18 protein-coding genes, 1 tRNA gene and 1 riboswitch are annotated in these 14,447 nt (G+C 68.7%); of the genes, 11 read left to right on the forward strand and 8 right to left on the reverse strand.

The features are described from left to right. Positions 1–34 precede the first annotated feature (34 nt). Together ACFMRZ_RS00295 and ACFMRZ_RS00300 are read left to right on the forward strand one after the other, a co-directional pair. Positions 35–766, forward strand: a complete 732-nt coding sequence (locus ACFMRZ_RS00295; RefSeq protein ID WP_400177377.1) for a PP2C family protein-serine/threonine phosphatase — start codon at positions 35–37, stop codon at positions 764–766. Positions 767–869: 103 nt separating this feature from the next. Continuing rightward, positions 870–1,385 (forward strand): OsmC family protein, encoded by a 516-nt coding sequence (locus ACFMRZ_RS00300; RefSeq protein ID WP_280271721.1) that lies wholly within the window; start codon positions 870–872, stop codon positions 1,383–1,385. A gap of 56 nt (positions 1,386–1,441) precedes the next feature. Continuing rightward, positions 1,442–1,601, forward strand: a riboswitch (FMN riboswitch). Positions 1,602–1,723: 122 nt separating this feature from the next. On the opposite strand, the gene ACFMRZ_RS00305 is transcribed toward ACFMRZ_RS00300, so the two are convergent. Next, positions 1,724–2,926 (reverse strand): IS110 family transposase, encoded by a 1,203-nt coding sequence (locus tag ACFMRZ_RS00305; protein WP_400177378.1) that lies wholly within the window; start codon positions 2,924–2,926, stop codon positions 1,724–1,726. 241 nt (positions 2,927–3,167) lie between these two features. Between ACFMRZ_RS00305 and ACFMRZ_RS00310 the strand changes: the two genes are divergently transcribed. After that, the gene (locus tag ACFMRZ_RS00310) at positions 3,168–3,614 is read left to right on the forward strand and encodes a 6,7-dimethyl-8-ribityllumazine synthase (protein WP_280271722.1); all 447 of its coding nucleotides are present in this window, start codon (positions 3,168–3,170) and stop codon (positions 3,612–3,614) included. 86 nt (positions 3,615–3,700) lie between these two features. Here the strand turns inward: ACFMRZ_RS00310 and ACFMRZ_RS00315 are convergent, their stop codons facing one another. Next, entirely contained in the window at positions 3,701–4,036 is a 336-nt protein-coding gene (locus tag ACFMRZ_RS00315; RefSeq protein WP_187683724.1) for an Lsr2 family protein, read from the reverse strand. A 441-nt stretch (positions 4,037–4,477) separates the two neighbouring features. Here ACFMRZ_RS00315 and ACFMRZ_RS00320 point away from each other — a divergent pair, with 441 nt between their 5' ends. After that, positions 4,478–4,891, forward strand: a complete 414-nt coding sequence (locus ACFMRZ_RS00320) for a helix-turn-helix transcriptional regulator (protein WP_280275175.1) — start codon at positions 4,478–4,480, stop codon at positions 4,889–4,891. Positions 4,892–4,959: 68 nt separating this feature from the next. Here ACFMRZ_RS00320 and ACFMRZ_RS00325 read toward each other — a convergent pair whose 3' ends face one another. Beyond that, positions 4,960–5,562, reverse strand: a complete 603-nt coding sequence (locus ACFMRZ_RS00325; RefSeq protein ID WP_400177379.1) for a hypothetical protein — start codon at positions 5,560–5,562, stop codon at positions 4,960–4,962. A gap of 118 nt (positions 5,563–5,680) precedes the next feature. Further along, positions 5,681–6,805 (reverse strand): epoxide hydrolase family protein, encoded by a 1,125-nt coding sequence (locus ACFMRZ_RS00330; protein WP_400182737.1) that lies wholly within the window; start codon positions 6,803–6,805, stop codon positions 5,681–5,683. A gap of 71 nt (positions 6,806–6,876) precedes the next feature. On the opposite strand from ACFMRZ_RS00330, the gene ACFMRZ_RS00335 reads away from it, so the two are divergent. Together ACFMRZ_RS00335 and ACFMRZ_RS00340 are read left to right on the forward strand one after the other, a co-directional pair. Then, on the forward strand, positions 6,877–7,242 hold the full coding sequence (locus ACFMRZ_RS00335; protein ID WP_400177380.1) for a metalloregulator ArsR/SmtB family transcription factor: 366 nt from the start codon (positions 6,877–6,879) through the stop codon (positions 7,240–7,242). Then, the gene (locus ACFMRZ_RS00340) at positions 7,239–7,751 is read left to right on the forward strand and encodes an SRPBCC family protein (protein ID WP_400177381.1); all 513 of its coding nucleotides are present in this window, start codon (positions 7,239–7,241) and stop codon (positions 7,749–7,751) included. Before ACFMRZ_RS00335 ends, ACFMRZ_RS00340 begins: the two co-directional genes overlap by 4 nt. Before the next feature lie 63 nt (positions 7,752–7,814). On the opposite strand, the gene ACFMRZ_RS00345 is transcribed toward ACFMRZ_RS00340, so the two are convergent. Continuing rightward, positions 7,815–8,429, reverse strand: a complete 615-nt coding sequence (locus ACFMRZ_RS00345; RefSeq protein ID WP_400177382.1) for a TetR/AcrR family transcriptional regulator — start codon at positions 8,427–8,429, stop codon at positions 7,815–7,817. A 77-nt stretch (positions 8,430–8,506) separates the two neighbouring features. On the opposite strand from ACFMRZ_RS00345, the gene ACFMRZ_RS00350 reads away from it, so the two are divergent. Both ACFMRZ_RS00350 and ACFMRZ_RS00355 read left to right on the forward strand, forming a co-directional pair. Further along, positions 8,507–9,514, forward strand: a complete 1,008-nt coding sequence (locus ACFMRZ_RS00350) for a GlxA family transcriptional regulator (protein ID WP_400177383.1) — start codon at positions 8,507–8,509, stop codon at positions 9,512–9,514. A 90-nt stretch (positions 9,515–9,604) separates the two neighbouring features. Beyond that, positions 9,605–10,570: an alpha/beta hydrolase gene (locus ACFMRZ_RS00355; protein ID WP_400177384.1), complete on the forward strand. Its 966-nt coding sequence runs from the start codon at positions 9,605–9,607 to the stop codon at positions 10,568–10,570. 16 nt (positions 10,571–10,586) lie between these two features. Here ACFMRZ_RS00355 and ACFMRZ_RS00360 read toward each other — a convergent pair whose 3' ends face one another. The 3 genes from ACFMRZ_RS00360 to ACFMRZ_RS00370 form a co-directional block, all read right to left on the reverse strand. Then, positions 10,587–11,477: an alpha/beta fold hydrolase gene (locus tag ACFMRZ_RS00360; RefSeq protein WP_400177385.1), complete on the reverse strand. Its 891-nt coding sequence runs from the start codon at positions 11,475–11,477 to the stop codon at positions 10,587–10,589. Between the two features lie 74 nt (positions 11,478–11,551). Then, positions 11,552–12,151, reverse strand: coding sequence for a dihydrofolate reductase family protein (locus tag ACFMRZ_RS00365; protein ID WP_400177386.1), 600 nt, complete (start codon positions 12,149–12,151; stop codon positions 11,552–11,554). Beyond that, entirely contained in the window at positions 12,148–12,981 is an 834-nt protein-coding gene (locus tag ACFMRZ_RS00370; protein ID WP_400177387.1) for a metalloregulator ArsR/SmtB family transcription factor, read from the reverse strand. The genes ACFMRZ_RS00365 and ACFMRZ_RS00370 overlap by 4 nt, the downstream gene beginning before the upstream one ends. A gap of 154 nt (positions 12,982–13,135) precedes the next feature. Here ACFMRZ_RS00370 and ACFMRZ_RS00375 point away from each other — a divergent pair, with 154 nt between their 5' ends. From ACFMRZ_RS00375 to ACFMRZ_RS00385, 3 genes are all read left to right on the forward strand, one after another. Beyond that, positions 13,136–13,267 carry a hypothetical protein gene (locus ACFMRZ_RS00375; RefSeq protein ID WP_280275186.1) on the forward strand — a complete coding sequence of 44 codons (132 nt, stop codon included), beginning with the start codon at positions 13,136–13,138 and terminating at the stop codon, positions 13,265–13,267. Further along, the gene (locus tag ACFMRZ_RS00380; RefSeq protein WP_400177388.1) at positions 13,264–14,265 is read left to right on the forward strand and encodes a zinc-binding dehydrogenase; all 1,002 of its coding nucleotides are present in this window, start codon (positions 13,264–13,266) and stop codon (positions 14,263–14,265) included. The genes ACFMRZ_RS00375 and ACFMRZ_RS00380 overlap by 4 nt, the downstream gene beginning before the upstream one ends. 77 nt (positions 14,266–14,342) lie before the next feature. Further along, positions 14,343–14,416 (forward strand) — tRNA-Pro (locus tag ACFMRZ_RS00385). The last annotated feature ends 31 nt before the right edge of the window (positions 14,417–14,447 follow it).

The following is a 14,447-nucleotide window of genomic DNA, read 5'->3' on the forward strand; positions in this document are numbered from 1 at the left end:
GGCGGACCGACGGTTGTTCTGACATTGTGGTCGGGTGGTGAGTTTCGTGGTGCGTGCTGCGGCGCGCAGCGACCGTGGTCTGGTCCGGACCGGTAACGAGGATTCGGTGTATGCCGGGGCGCGGCTGCTGGCGCTGGCCGACGGCATGGGCGGGCATGCCGGTGGGGAGGTGGCCTCGGCGTTGATGGTCGCGGCCCTGACCCCGCTGGACGAGCAGGCGCACGCCGATCCGGTGGCGGCGCTGGACGCGGCCGTCCACGCCGGCAACGCGTCGATCGGCGAACGCGCCGCCGCGACGGCGGAGCTCGAGGGCATGGGCACGACTGTCACGGCGATGCTGTTCGGCGACAACGGCTTCGGCCTGGTGCACCTGGGCGATTCGCGCGGCTACCGACTACGCGGCGGCGAGTTGTCCCGGATGACCCGTGATGACACCTTCGTGCAGTCGCTGGTCGATGCCGGCCACCTGACGAGCGCCGAGGCGGCCTCGCACCCCCGGCGGTCGGTGATCCTGCAGGCGGCGACCGGCGCCGACATCGCCCCCACCCTGACCTTCCACGAGGCGCCGATCGGCGACCGCTACCTGCTGTGCTCCGACGGCCTGACCGACCTCGTCGAGGACTCGACCCTGGCCGAGACCCTGCGCGAGTTCGCCGGCGTCGACGAGTGCGCGGACCGGCTGATCGGCCTCGCGCTCGCCGCGGGCGGCTCCGACAACGTCACCGTCGTCGTCGCCGACATCGAAAGCCCGCCCGCGCCACAGTGAGCCGGCCGCCGCGGGCGCCGTGCTGCCGCAACGATTTCCACCGTTGAGTTCACGGCGAGCGCAACCATCGTCCGCGACCGGGCGGGCTCCTAGCATCACCGATATGACAGCCGATACGGAGACGCCGCTCAACGACATCGTCGACGCCACCGCCACCGCGGTGGCCGCCGATCCGGCGCAGGCGCTCGTGGTGTTCCGTGCCGCCGGAACGCCCGAAGGCACGGTGGGCAGCGCGATCCGGCTCGGCAAGCACACCGTGCGCGTGGACGAGCCGCCCGCGCTCGGAGGCGCCGACACCGCGCCCAATCCGGTCGAGGTGTACCTGTCGTCGCTGATCGCGTGTCAGGTGGTGACCTACCGGTTCTGGGCCCAGCAGCTCGGGATCGCGGTGGACGACCTGTCCGTCGATGCCGAGGGCGATCTCGACGTCCGCGGTTTCTTCGGGCTGGACGACGGTGTCCGGCCGGGCTTCCGGTCCGTCCGGGTGACGGTGCGGGTGAGTGGGCCCGAGCCCGCGGAACGCTACGAGGAATTGCAGCGCGCCGTCGACGCCCACTGCCCCGTGCTGGATCTCACCACCGGCAGGACCCCGGTCCAGACCACGCTGGTGACGTCGTAGCCGCCGGTCCGGCGTTTGTTGCGCGGACTTCGACCGGCTTGTTACTGTCCGCGCGTACACGTTCTCAGGGCGGGGCGAAATTCCCCACCGGCGGTGATGGCATTCGGACGGTCCGGATGCACGAGCCCGCGAGCGCCACGGCGGCTGCCGTGGGACGAGCAGATTCCGGTGCGATCCCGGAGCCGACGGTCACAGTCCGGATGAAAGAGAACGCGGCCTCGGAGCGCCCATCGGGTGTTTCCTGTTCGCGTTGCCATGCCCTGGGTGACATCGCGAACAGGAGGATTCTCAATGAAGTTGTCAAGTGACTCGAAGTGGTGTGGGGACCGCTGATGTGGTCAGGCGGTGGCTGTCGCCGGTGCGGGGGCTTGGTAGAGGGTTCCGGTTCGCAGCATTGCCCACAGCACGTTGAGGCGTCGGCGGGCCAGTGCGAGCACGGCTTGGACGTGGCGTTTGCCTTCGGTCTTCTTCCGGTTGTAGTAGGCGCGCGAGGCTGGGTCGTGCCGGGTGGCGACCATGGCGGCCAGGAAGCATGCGCGCAGCAGGCGGCGGTCGTAGCGGCGGGGGCGTTTGAGGTTGCCGCTGACCTGCCCGGAATCGCGGGGCACTGGTGCCAGGCCGGCGACGCCGGCGAGCCGGTCGGCGCTGGCGAACACGGCCATGTCGCCGCCGGTGGCGGCGAGGAACTCCGCGCCGAGCAGGATCCCGAAGCCGGGCATGCTCAGGATGATCCGGGCGTGGCGGTGGCGGCGAAATCGCTGCTCGATCACGGTTTCGGTGTCACCGATCTCGTCATCGAGCCGCATCACCTCCTTCGCCAGCCGCGCCACCATGGCCGCGGCGACCTGCTGTCCGGGCACTCGCGTGTGCTGGGCATCGGCAGCGGCGACAGCGGTGGCCGCGACCGTGGCTGCGTTGCGGGCCTTGTGGTCTCGCAGCCACTGCGTCAGTGCGTCACGGCCGAGCCCACGCAGTCCGTCGGGGGTGTTGTAGCCGGTGAGCAGGATGAGCGCGGCGCGGGACTTGCTGTAGTCGAAAGCGCGTTCCAGCGCGGGGAAATACTCGCCCAGAGCAGCGCGCAGCCGGTTGATCGCCCGGGTTCGGTCGCACGACAGGTCGGTGCGGTGCGCGGTGAGGATGCGCAGCTCGACCGCGATCTCGTCACCGGCACGCAACGGTTGCAGGTCACGGCGCATGCGGGCTTGGTCGGCGATGATCGCGGCGTCCTTGGCGTCGGTCTTGCCGTTGCCCCGGTAGCTGCCGGCGGCGTGGTGCACGACCCGGCCGGGGATGTAGAGCAGCCGCTGGTCCCGAGTCAGCAGCAACGTGATCAACAGGGCCGCGCCGCCGTGGTTGAGGTCGATCGCCCACGTCGGGTCCGCGCCGTCGGCCAGTGTCGTGACCTGGTCGATCAACCCGGTCAGCTCGGTCTCGTCGTTGCCGACCCGCCGCGAGAACCGTCGTGTGCCGTCGGTGTCGATCACCACGCAGTGATGCGCCGTCTTTCCCGCGTCGATTCCCACCCACAGTTGTTGCGGCACAACCACCTCCATCAGGTTCGCACTGGTTGTTCGGATGGCCGACGACCACGCTGTCGTGTCCTTACACAGCGATCGGTTCGCGTTTCTCAATCAGCAGTCGGGTCGTCGTGGAGCGGCGGGCGGCCAATCCTCCTCGGCCATGAACCTCAGCAAAAACATGAAAGCCATACCCGCCACTCCCAGGTGATTCGACACCCACTGGATGCGGGCTCGGCCACCTACGAAGAAAGGTAAGGAACCCATGTCACCCGCTTCCCACCGCATCGCACTCGTCGCCGCCCGCTGGCACGCCGACATCGTCGACCGGGCCGTGGCGGCCTGCCGCGCCGGTCTGGCCGAGCGCGGATTCGCCGATGTCGAGGTGATCGAGGTACCCGGCGCGTTCGAAATCCCGTTGCGCGCCAAGCGTTTGGCCGCCAGTGGCCGCTATGCCGCCGTCGCGGGGTGCGCGCTGGTGGTCGACGGCGGCATCTATCGGCACGATTTCGTCGCGGCGACCGTGGTCGACGCGCTCATGCGAATACAGCTCGACACCGATGTGCCGGTGTTCTCCGCGGTGCTCACCCCGCACCATTTCCACGAGCACGCCGAGCATGTGGGTTATTTCGCCCGGCACTTCGAGGTCAAGGGCGAGGAACTGGCCAACGCCATCGCCGCTACCTTGAGTCTGGACGCCGTCCCGGCCTGAGGGCGGTACGCGAACTTCGTTACCGAATGACGAACGCGCTGCCGGGCTTGTCCGGCCCGGCAGCGCGTTCGTGACGGTGTGCGACGTCAGCTGGCTTTGTTGTACGCCTCGATGATGTCCGCCTGGACGCGGCCACGGCTGGAGACGTTGTAACCGTTCTTGCGGGCCCAGTCGCGGATGGCCGCCGTCTGGCCGCTGTCGTTACGCGGCCGGGCGGCGATCTTGTTCTTGCCCTTGGGGATTCGCCCCACCTTGCGGGCCGGCTCGATCCACTCTTCGAACACCTTGCGGAGCTTGCCCGCATTGCGGACGGACAGATCGATTTCGTACTCCACGCCGTCGATGCCGAAGCGAACCGTCTCCTCGGCTTTGGATTTGCCGTCGTAGTCGTCCACGAGCTCGACGATGACCTTCTTTGCCATACGGTAACCCCTCCAATGCTCGCAAGAATGTATGTGACGTAACGCTAGCTCGCCGCGAAGATAATTACGAATCCGTTCCCATTTGTGGGACGTAACAGGGATTCGCGGCGTGTCATTCGAAGTGTGGGTCGCGCCGCCGTGACGTGGCCGGTCAGGTCCGAAGCGGTCGAATCGGGCGGTGGTGCGGCGGTGCCGCGCCGGTCGGTTCCGTTGTGCGGCCCCGGTTGCCGTACGGGCTTGCGATCCGCGTTCGCGTGAACGGTTCGGATACGGACCGGTAACCGAGGCCGGAATACTTGTGCGCTACCACAGTTCGGTAGCGGGATCTTCGCCGAGAGCGTAGTTTTCACTGCTACAGCCTCGCGCGCGAGTGGTCGTGCACAACGGCCGCGCGTGGCCGGGACGGCATTGCGAAAATGAGCTTAGGAGTTTGCGGGGATCATGGCGAGTTTTGCGGATCGGTTGAACAAGTTGTTCGCCACTGTTCATCCTCCCGGACGCCCGCCGCTCAGCAATGCCGAGGTTGCGGCCAATCTCGCCGCGGCGGGCCAGCCGGTTTCCAAGCCCTACCTCTCGCAGCTGCGCTCCGGGCAACGCACGAATCCCTCCGCCGAGACGATCGCGGCGCTGGCGAAGTTCTTCAAGGTGGAGCCGCAGTATTTCACCGACGATGTCTACGCGGCCCGCGTCGACCACGATCTGGAACTGCTCTCGCAACTACGGGGATACAACTTGCGCCGGCTCTCGAGTCGCGCCTTCGACCTCTCCGCGGAATCCCAGAATCTGCTCGCCGTCATGGCCGACAAACTCCGTGCCAGCGAAGGCCTTTCGGAATTCCACACCGATCCGACGTAGGTAAGGCGCTTCGCCCGAGCGGCGAACGGCCATGGCGTCGCGGTCTTCGGCTCGCCGCCGGGAATGCGTCAGAGGATGAACGACGCTGCCCCGCCGGAATTTCCCTCCGGCTCGGCGAGCAGCTGGCGCAGGCGCGGCCGGTTCGACTGATCCAGCGCTAATGCCGCCATCCACAGCCAGGCGGTGATGTTGTCGGGGATCTGCCAATCCTCGCGCGGCGCGGAGGGGACGTGGATCCGGACCGGCTCCAGATCCTGTAGGTGCCGCGGCACCACGGCCCACCACTGGCGGCCGGTGGCGTCGATGGTGACGGCGGCGATCAGGTCGTCGGCGCCGGGCAGTTGTTCGGCGGCGGTGTGGATCTGCGCGGGGATGTGCCGGTTCTCGTCGCGGCCGTCCAGCTGGTCCGCGAAGACGATGAACACCAGTCCGAAGCCGAACATGTCGGAGCCCAGATTGCGGCGCAACTGCGCGGCGCTGGCATGGATCGGATGCGGGTCGAGTTCGGAGTGGTCCTCGGTCAGCTGGGCCGGCACGAAGTCGGCGGCGATACTGGCGCCGTCGTAACGGAATCCGCACAGCATCGGCATCATGCCGCCGGGCATCGAGAGCATGAACCGTGAGGTGATCTCCTCCACCGATTCGGCGCCCGGGTATCGGATTGTCGTCATGCGATCGTGTCCTTCACTGGTCCCCGCTGTCCCGATCCGTGGCCGCGCTGAATCATGCTGTGACAGTAACGGCTCGGACCGGAGAGTTTGTTCCGTGTCGAATGTCACGCGACCGCCGTCAACGGACGGTGGCGAAGAAGGCGCGGAGGTCGGTGGTGAAGAGGTCCGGTTGTTCGAAGGCGGCGAAGTGGCCGCCTCGGGGCATCGTGGTCCAATGGGTGATGTTGTAGTTCGGTTCGCACCAGGAGCGCGGGGCGCGGCCGATTTCCTTGGGGAAAGAGGCTATCCCGGTAGGGATTTCGACTTGCGTGCCGCGGCGGAACGCGGCCGTGCTCTCCCAGTACAGGCGTGCGGAGGAGGCTCCGGTGCCGGTGATCCAATACAGGGTTACATTGTCGAGGATTTCGTCTCGGGTCAGGGCGTTCTCGGGGTGGCCGTCGCAGTCGGTCCACGACCAGAATTTTTCCACGATCCAGGCGAGTAGCGCGACCGGTGAGTCGAGCAGGCCGTAGCCGATGGTCTGCGGGCGGGTGGACTGCTGTTTGGCATATCCGGAATCCCAGCGCCGGTAGTACTTCAGGGCGGCCAGCGCGTCGCGTTCGGCCTCGGTGGGGTTGCGCAGCGCCGCCTCGGTGGGCGTGGCGATGGGCATATTGGTGTGGATCCCGACGCAGTGCCCGACGTTGCGGCCGATCTCCGTCGTGACCGCGGCGCCCCAATCGCCGCCCTGGGCGCCGTATCGGTCGTAGCCGAGCCGGGCCATCAATGTTTCCCAGGCCGCGGCGATGCGGCTCGTGTCCCACCCGGTGGTCGTCGGTTTCCCGGAGAATCCGTATCCCGGCAGCGATGGGCAGACGACATGAAAGGCGTCCCCGGCGCGTCCGCCGTGCGCTGTCGGATTGGTCAGGGGCGCAATGATTTTGCCGAATTCGAGGATGGAACCGGGCCAGCCGTGCGTGATGATCAGCGGGAAGGCGTCGGGGTGCGGTGAGCGCTGGTGGACGAAATGAATGGGCAGTCCGTCGATGTCGGTGACGTATTGGTCGAATTGGTTGAGCGCCGATTCCCGTGCCCGCCAGTCGTATTCGGTGGCCCAGTAATCGGCGAGTTCCCGGGTATAGGCCAGCGGGATCCCCTGGCTCCAGTCGTCGACGCACTCGGCCTCCGGCCAGCGGGTGTCGGCCAGGCGTCGGCGCAGGTCGGTCAGCACGTCGTCGGGGACGTCGATTCGAAAACGTTCGATATCGGTCATGGTCCCATTCTGGGGTCTCGGCCGGGCTGGACAATTTGTAACCACTTGGTTACGCTTTCGGTGTGGACGAGGTGGCAGGGGCGATCGCGGACCCGGTGCGGCGACGAATCCTGGAACTGCTGCGTGAGGACCGGCTGACGGCGGGGGCCATCGCCGAGCACTTCGACATCAGCAGGCCCGCCGTCAGCAGGCACTTGCGGGTGCTGCGGGAGAGCGGCCTGGTGCACGACGAACTCGTCGGCAGGCAGCGGTACTACCTGCTCGACGCCGCGCCCCTGGCCGAAATCGCGGACTGGATAACGAGTTTCGCGGCGCGGCCGGGCTGGGCGCAGCACCTCGACGCGCTGGAAACCGAGGTGTACCGCACCCGTCGTGAGCGCCGCGCCACCCGTCCCGCAGCCGAATCGCACAAGGAGGAGACCGCATGACCCCGACACCCACCGGCCGGTTGCTGGCCGCCGAACAGGGCCGCGACCTGGTGCTCACCCGCACCTACCGCGCTCCCATCGATGACGTGTGGGCCAGCGTCACCGAGTCCGACCGCACGGCCCGATGGTTCGGTCCATGGACGGGCGAGCCCGGTCCGGGCCGGACCATCAAGGTGCAGATGGCTTTCGAGGAGGAGCAGCCGTGGATGGATATGCGCATCGACGCTTGCGATCCGCCGCACCGGCTCGGCGTATCCGCCGTGGACGACTACGGCGCGTGGCGGCTGGAGCTGGTGCTCAGCGAGGCGGCGGGCGTCACGGAGTTGCGGTTCGTTCATCATCTGCTCACCGAGGACGAGATCGCTCAGGTGAACCACGTGGGGCCCGGGTGGGAGTACTACCTCGACCTGCTCGGAGCGGCGCGGGACGGCGCGCCACAGCCCGACTTCGCCGACTACTACCCGGGGATGGCCGCGTATTACGAGAATCTCGCGGCGGGGCAACGCTAGGCCTCACTGGGAAGCGTTGGTATGCAAGGCGTTTCCCGCCGAACGCCGGGCGGTAATGCTGCGCTACCTTACCGCCGACGAGTCCCGATCGGCCCAGGCTCCGGGGAGTGTCCGGACCGATACGTCCGCGATCTCGAGCAGTCGCGGACGGGGGGTTCCCAAGCGGCTCAGGTGGATCAGGCCCTGCGCCACCACCACGATATTGGCGCTGTGTGCCGCGAGATCGGGCTCCGGCAGGTCGCGGCGGGCGCTGCGGCGCAGCCGTTCGGCGACACCCTGCTCCATGGCCGCGGTGGTCCGGGCGCCGATCCCGATCACTTCGGGGATGCGGTTGCCGAGTTGGGCGATGCTGTTGAGCATCAGGCAGCCGCGCCGATCCGGTTGTGCCGCACAGTCGTCGACGATCGCGGCGAGCAGCGCGCGCACCGCGTCGCGGGCGGAACCGGGCGCGGATGCGACGACCTCGCGCACGAACCGGGCGCGGTGCTCGCAGTAGCGTTCGAACGCCGCGAGGAACAGGCCCCGTTTGTTGCCGTACGCGGCGTAGATGCTGCCGTTGCCGACACCGGCGGTCCGCGACACGTCGTCCACCGAGGTGTCGTCGAACCCCCGGGTCCAGAACAGGTCGGTCGCGGCATCGAGCAGGCTCGATTCATCGAACTGTCGCGGCCGTCCCATGCGCTCACCGTAGCAATCCGATGCGAGACGGCACACATTACTTGTTCTGGAGGCGCGCCTCCAGAATGATGGTGGTCATGTCAACCGACTCGCCCCGCCGCCGCATAGGCATCCTGGTCTTCGACGGCGTGAAGATGTTCGACTTCGCGGGTCCCGCGGAGGTGTTCGTCGAGGCGAATCAGGCCGCCCCGGGTTATGAGGTGGTACTGATCTCGGCGGACGGGGCGAGCGTGCAGACCTCGATCGGCGCCCGGATCGAGGTGAGCGGCGCCGCCACCCAGGCCGGACGGTTCGACACCATCGTCATCCCGGGCAGCGAACTGCCACCGGCCAAGTTCCTGACGCCCGAGGTGCTGGCGGCGGCGCGGCATCTCTCGTGGAACACGCGCCGGCTCGCCTCGGTGTGCAGCGGCGCCTTCGTGCTCGCCGAACTCGGTCTGCTCGACGGCCGGCGCGCCACCACGCATTGGAAGTTCGCGGCCGATCTCGGGCGGCGGTATCCCGCTGTGGCGGTGGAGCCCGACGCGATCTTCGTCCGGGACGGCAACCTGTACAGCTCGGCCGGCGTCGCGGCCGGAGTGGACCTGGCCCTGGCGCTGGTGGAGGAGGATTTCGGCGCCGATGTCGCGCGGCGGGTCGCGCAGCTGATGGTGGTGTACATGCAGCGCGGCGGTGGGCAGTCGCAGTTCTCGGCGTCGCTGACCGGGCCGGTGCCGCGCAGTCCGCTCGTTCGTAAGGTTGTCGACCTGATCTGTGCCGATCCGGCGTTCCCGCACACGGTGCAGACCTTGGCCGCGCACGCCCAGGTCAGCGTCCGGCATCTGACCCGCTTGTTCCGCACCGAGCTGGAGCATTCGCCCGCGGAGTACGTGGCCTTCATCCGGTTCGGCGTCGCCCGCGACATGCTGCACGCCGGACGCAGCGTGACCGACGCCGCGATGATCGCCGGTTACGGTAACAGCGAGGCGTTGCGGCGGGCGTTCATGACCCGGCTCGGTATCTCGCCGCGCAAGTACCAGCAGCGGTTCCGGTCGACCGGTTCGGCGTCCGGGATCGGCACGCAGGTCGCGGCCGCGGTGTCCTGAACGGGTGCTTTCCCGTCCCGTGGGGAGGGGCGCGGGGCCGATGCCCCGGCGCAGACTCGGTGTTGTCCCGATGACCGAAAGGAAACGACGATGACAGGTAACCCGCTGGGAATCTCGCTGGAGCAGGCGGCGCAGGAGTTCGTCGACGCGACCTCGGAGCCCCCGTTCCTCTACCAGCTGCCGCCGGAGGAGGGCCGCAAGGCCGTGGATTCGGTGCAGGACACACCGATTTTCAAGCCCGACGTCGATGAGGAGTGGGTCACTGTCGAGGGCGGTCCCACCGGCTCGGTGCGGGCCCGGATCGTGCGACCGCGGGGTGCCACCGAAACTCTGCCCGTGATCCTCTACACCCATGGCGCCGGCTGGGTTTTCGGCGACGCGCACACTCACGACCGGCTGGTGCGCGACCTCGCCGTCGGTGTGCACGCGGCCGTCGTGTTCCCCGAGTACGACCGCTCGCCCGACGTCCGCTACCCGGTGGCCAACGAGCAGTCCTACCGCGTCGCCCAGTGGGTCACCACGCACGGCGCCGGCAAGCAGCTCGACCCGGCCCGGCTCGCGGTCGCGGGCGACTCGGTCGGCGGCAATATGGCCATCGCGCTGACCCTCATGGCCAAGGAGCGTGGTGACGTCACGTTCCGCCGGCAGGTGCTCTTCTATCCGGTCACCGACGCCGGCTTCGACACCGCCTCCTACCACGAGTTCGCGACCGGGTACTTCCTGACTCGCGAAGGGATGCAATGGTTCTGGGACCAGTACACCCCCAGCGCGGCGGATCGCGCGCAGATCACCGCATCGCCGTTGCGCGCCACCACCGAGCAGCTGGCCGGGCTGCCGCCGGCGGTCGTGATCACCGCCGAGGCCGATGTGCTGCGCGACGAGGGTGAGGCGTTCGCGGGCAAGCTCCGCGCCGCGGGCGTCCCCGTGACGCAGACCCGCTACGGCGGCATCATCCACGACTTCGTCATGGTCAACTCGATGCACGACACCCAGGCCGCCAAAGCCGCTGTGGCGCAAGCCGTTGCGGCATTGCGGGCCGCCTTGTACGCGGAGTAGCTCGCCCCGGGCCCGGTCAGTCGGCGGTGAAATCGTCGATGAGCCGGGCCAATTCGATCGGGCGGTCGCCCTGCACCGAATGCCCCGCTCCGTCGACCACCACGACCCGCGCGCGTGGTTGGCGGCGGAGCAGTTCGGCCACATCGGCGTCGTCCACGACCGGCGAGCGCTCACCGCGCACCAGCAGCAGTGGCGCCCGCACGGCCGCGACGTCGTCCCACAGCGCGGTGAGGTCGAACGTGCCGTCCGCGGTGGGACGGATCCGGTCGTATCGCCAGACCCAGCGGCCGTCCTCGCGTTGCCGCGCATTGTGCAGGATGCCGCGGCGCAGCGACGAGACGGACCGTCCCGGGTTGTGCTCGACGGTGCGATCGAGGATCTCGTCGAACGACGCGAAATCCACAGGGCCCTGGACGAATGTGACCACCGCCGCGGTCTTGCCCGGATTGTCGCCCGCGCCCGGAGTCACGTCCACGACGACCAGCCGCCGCACCAGGTCCGGGTGCCGGGCTGCCAGGCGCAGTGCGGTCAGCCCGCCCAGAGACATGCCGACAACCGCGGCGGCTCGGGGCGCCGCGGTCGCGACGGCGGCGGCGACCGCCTCCGCCAGCAACTGCGGTGTGTAGAGGTGATCGGTCCACCAGTCGGAGTGGCCGTGGCCCGGCAGATCCAGAGCGAGCAGCGGCCGCCGCAACGCCAGTGCCACCGTGTCCCAGGTGTGCGCGTTCTGCGCGCCGCCGTGCAGTAGCACCAGCTCCGGCTCTCCCTCGCCCCAGTGCAGCCCGCTGACCCGGCGCCCGGCCCCGATCTCGATCGAGACCCGCCGCACCCGCGGGGGACCGGTCCACGGGAGACCCGCCTCGGCCGCGTTCTCGGCGAACAACCCGAACTCGTCGTAGTCCGACATAAGGGGAGTATGCGTGAGCCCGGCCGCTCGCGCACGGGAAGATCATCCACCGCGTGCGCGAGCGTGACCGGCACTCAGCGGACACGGTCGTAGACCAGGGCGACTTCGCCGAGGTCGCCGGTGTCCTGGTGTGCCAGTGCCCATTTCGTGGCGGGCAGGCCATCGTCGAACAGCCGCGCACCGCCGCCCGCGATCTCCGGGGTGATGAGGAGGTAGAGGCGGTCGATCAGGTCGGCCGCGAGCAGCGGCTTGATGACGCTGGCGCTGGTGTTGACCAGAATGTCGCCCGAGCCGGTGGCTTTCAGCTCGGTGACGACATCGGCGGCCGGTGCGTTCACGATCCGGGTGCGCTCCCACGGCGCGTCGGTCAACGTGGTGGACAGGACCACCTTCTCCGTGTCGACCAGCCATTTCGCGTAGCCGCGGTCTCGCGGATCGGCGTTGTCGTCCGCGGCGACCGTGGGCCAGAATCCCAGGAACCCTTCGGCATTCAGTCTGCCGAGGACCGCGGTGGTCGCGTTCTCCCAGATGCGGGTGAGGTGATTGCGTGCCACCTCGGTGACCGCGTAGGGTACGATCGCGCCCATGTCGCCGGGCCCGCCGGGGCCGCTGTAGCGCCCGTCGAGGGTCAGGGCGATGTTGGCGGTCACCTTGCGTTCGGTCGAGTTGCTCATGACTGTGCTTCCTTCGGTGTGTCGGGGGTGTTGCTTCGGGGAGTGCCGACCGTGTCGGCGAGCTTGTCGAGGACTTGGCCCCAGCCGGTTTCGATTCCGGCGATGAAGGGGACCGCCTCGACGGCCGTATCGGTGATCCGCAGGTCCAGCCGCAGCCGGGTGCCTTCGGGAACGTCGGTGAATGCCAAGTCGTAGTGGCCGGTGAACGAGACCGCGCCGACCGAGTCCAGGACCGCGAGATCGAACGCCAGATGATCGGGTGGCGTCGCGGCGCGGACCTGTCCCTCCGAGCGGTACCGTCCCTCGGCGTCGCGATAGTCGAGGACGACGCGGCCGCCCGGGGCCGGGTCGATCGCGCAGTCGACGATGGTCATCGACGGCGGAGCCCACCAGGACGCGAGGAGGTCCGGGTCGGCCCAGTGCCGCCAGAGGACCTTGCGCGGCGCGGCGAATACGCGGTCGAAGGCGAAGGTGCGCCCGTCGGCCCAGCGATCCTGTTGCGCGCGAGCGGTTTCCGCTTCGATGGCGGCTTGGTAGCGGGTCACGACATCGCGCTCGCCGGCGTTCGCCTCGACGGTGTCGATCAACTCTCGCAGCCGCTCCTCGAAGTCGCGCAGCGGTGCCGCCTCGGCCGCCCAGATGCGGCGCTGGCCCAGGGGAGTGACCGTGACCAGGCCCGCGCGGCCGAGCGTCTGCAGGTGCTTGGTGGTCTGCGGCTGGCGCAGCCCGGTGAGTTCGGCCAGTTCGCCGACGGACCGGGGCCGTTCGGCGAGGAGCTCGACGATGCGCCAGCGGGCGCCGTCTCCGAGTGCTGATGCGATCTGCTCCATGACGCAAAGTATTCACTACGAAGAATATTCGTGTCAAGGAATATTTTGGGAAGGCCGGGGCGGCGGTCGAACAGGGCCGTCGACCTGTGGGTTCGCTGATTCGTCGGAGGAATTGTCTAGGCTTGCTGACGGATCAACCGTGGAAAGGAATCCCGTGTCCGAGCCCCCGCTGCCGCCCGCGGCCGTCGAGCTGCCGCACCGGTCCGCACCTGCGGTGACGGCGCCCCAGTACACCCGTGGGACAGGTTCGGGCCCGCGCCGGGACAGCGACCGGGCGGTGGTGTGAGCACGCCCGGTACGGCCATGCGCGCCCTCGTATTGGATCGGCCGGGCCCTCCCGACACGCTGCGTCTCGCCGAATTGCCTGTGCCCGAACCGGGTCCGGGCCAGGTGCGGGTCCGGGTCGAGGCCTGCGGTCTCAACCCCGTCGACTACCAGGTCGCCGCCGTGGGCCATCTCGACTGGACGTGGCCGCACGTCCTCGGCCTGGATGTCGCCGGGACCGTCGACGCGGTGGGGGAGGACGTGACGGCCGTCCGTGCGGGACAACGCGTCGCTTACCACGGCGACCTGCGCCGACCCGGCGGCCTCGCCGAATACACATTGGCCGACGTCCTCACCGTGGCCTTGATACCCGACTCCGTCGACTCGGCCTCCGCGGCCGCCCTGCCCTGCGCGGGAATGGCCGCCTACCAAGCCGTCTTTCGGCGATTACAGGTCGCCGGCGGCGATACGGTGCTCGTCACCGGCGGCGCCGGCGGGGTCGGCGGATTCGCCGTCCAACTCGCCTCCTGGGCCGGGGCCCGCGTGCTCACGACGGCCTCCGCCCACAACGCCGATCACGTCCGCTACCTGGGCGCGACCGACGTCATCGACTACCGCACCGAGGACGTCGCCGCGCGAGTCCGGGAACTGACCGACGGGCGCGGCGTCGACCGTGTGGTCGACACCGTCAGCCCCACCTCCGCCACCGCCAACCTCGCCCTGCTGGTCCACGGCGGCGGCCTCGCCGCGGTCGCCGGCCGCCCCGACCTCGCCGCCGTCCCCCCGTTCACCCTCGCCCCGTCCGTCCACGAGATCGCCCTCGGCGCCGCCCACGGCTACGGCGACCACCGCGCCCGCGCCGACCTCGCCATCATGCTCGGCGACCTCCTCGCCCTGGTCGCCGAGGAAGACCTAGACCCCATGGTCACCCGAACCCTCACCCTCGACGAAGTCCCCGCCGCCCTCACCGAACTCTCCACCCGCCACACCCGAGGCAAACTCGTCCAAACCTTCGACTGACCCCACCACCATGGCGATTTGGTGACACCAGGGGGTCCTGAGGTAATCTCATCGAGCACTCGCGAAAGCGAGCGCAACGGGCTGTGGCGCAGCTTGGTAGCGCACCTGACTGGGGGTCAGGTGGTCGCAGGTTCAAATCCTGTCAGCCCGACAGCGAAAAACCCTCTCCGACCTGGGTCGGA

The organism is Nocardia sp. N2S4-5, from assembly GCF_044628355.1.
In the GTDB taxonomy this organism is placed as follows: domain Bacteria; phylum Actinomycetota; class Actinomycetes; order Mycobacteriales; family Mycobacteriaceae; genus Nocardia; species Nocardia wallacei_B.

Bases quoted from the DNA above. Each gene is read 5' to 3' on its own strand.
- ACFMRZ_RS00365 (WP_400177386.1), bottom strand. From the start codon at position 12,151: ATGAGCAACTCGACCGAACGCAAGGTGACCGCCAACATCGCCCTGACC.
- ACFMRZ_RS00310 (WP_280271722.1), top strand. From the start codon at position 3,168: ATGTCACCCGCTTCCCACCGCATCGCACTCGTCGCCGCCCGCTGGCAC.
- ACFMRZ_RS00300 (WP_280271721.1), top strand. From the start codon at position 870: ATGACAGCCGATACGGAGACGCCGCTCAACGACATCGTCGACGCCACC.
- ACFMRZ_RS00340 (WP_400177381.1), top strand. From the start codon at position 7,239: ATGACCCCGACACCCACCGGCCGGTTGCTGGCCGCCGAACAGGGCCGC.
- ACFMRZ_RS00345 (WP_400177382.1), bottom strand. From the start codon at position 8,429: ATGGGACGGCCGCGACAGTTCGATGAATCGAGCCTGCTCGATGCCGCG.
- ACFMRZ_RS00320 (WP_280275175.1), top strand. From the start codon at position 4,478: ATGGCGAGTTTTGCGGATCGGTTGAACAAGTTGTTCGCCACTGTTCAT.
- ACFMRZ_RS00325 (WP_400177379.1), bottom strand. From the start codon at position 5,562: ATGACGACAATCCGATACCCGGGCGCCGAATCGGTGGAGGAGATCACC.
- ACFMRZ_RS00315 (WP_187683724.1), bottom strand. From the start codon at position 4,036: ATGGCAAAGAAGGTCATCGTCGAGCTCGTGGACGACTACGACGGCAAA.
- ACFMRZ_RS00360 (WP_400177385.1), bottom strand. From the start codon at position 11,477: ATGTCGGACTACGACGAGTTCGGGTTGTTCGCCGAGAACGCGGCCGAG.
- ACFMRZ_RS00350 (WP_400177383.1), top strand. From the start codon at position 8,507: ATGTCAACCGACTCGCCCCGCCGCCGCATAGGCATCCTGGTCTTCGAC.
- ACFMRZ_RS00355 (WP_400177384.1), top strand. From the start codon at position 9,605: ATGACAGGTAACCCGCTGGGAATCTCGCTGGAGCAGGCGGCGCAGGAG.
- ACFMRZ_RS00370 (WP_400177387.1), bottom strand. From the start codon at position 12,981: ATGGAGCAGATCGCATCAGCACTCGGAGACGGCGCCCGCTGGCGCATC.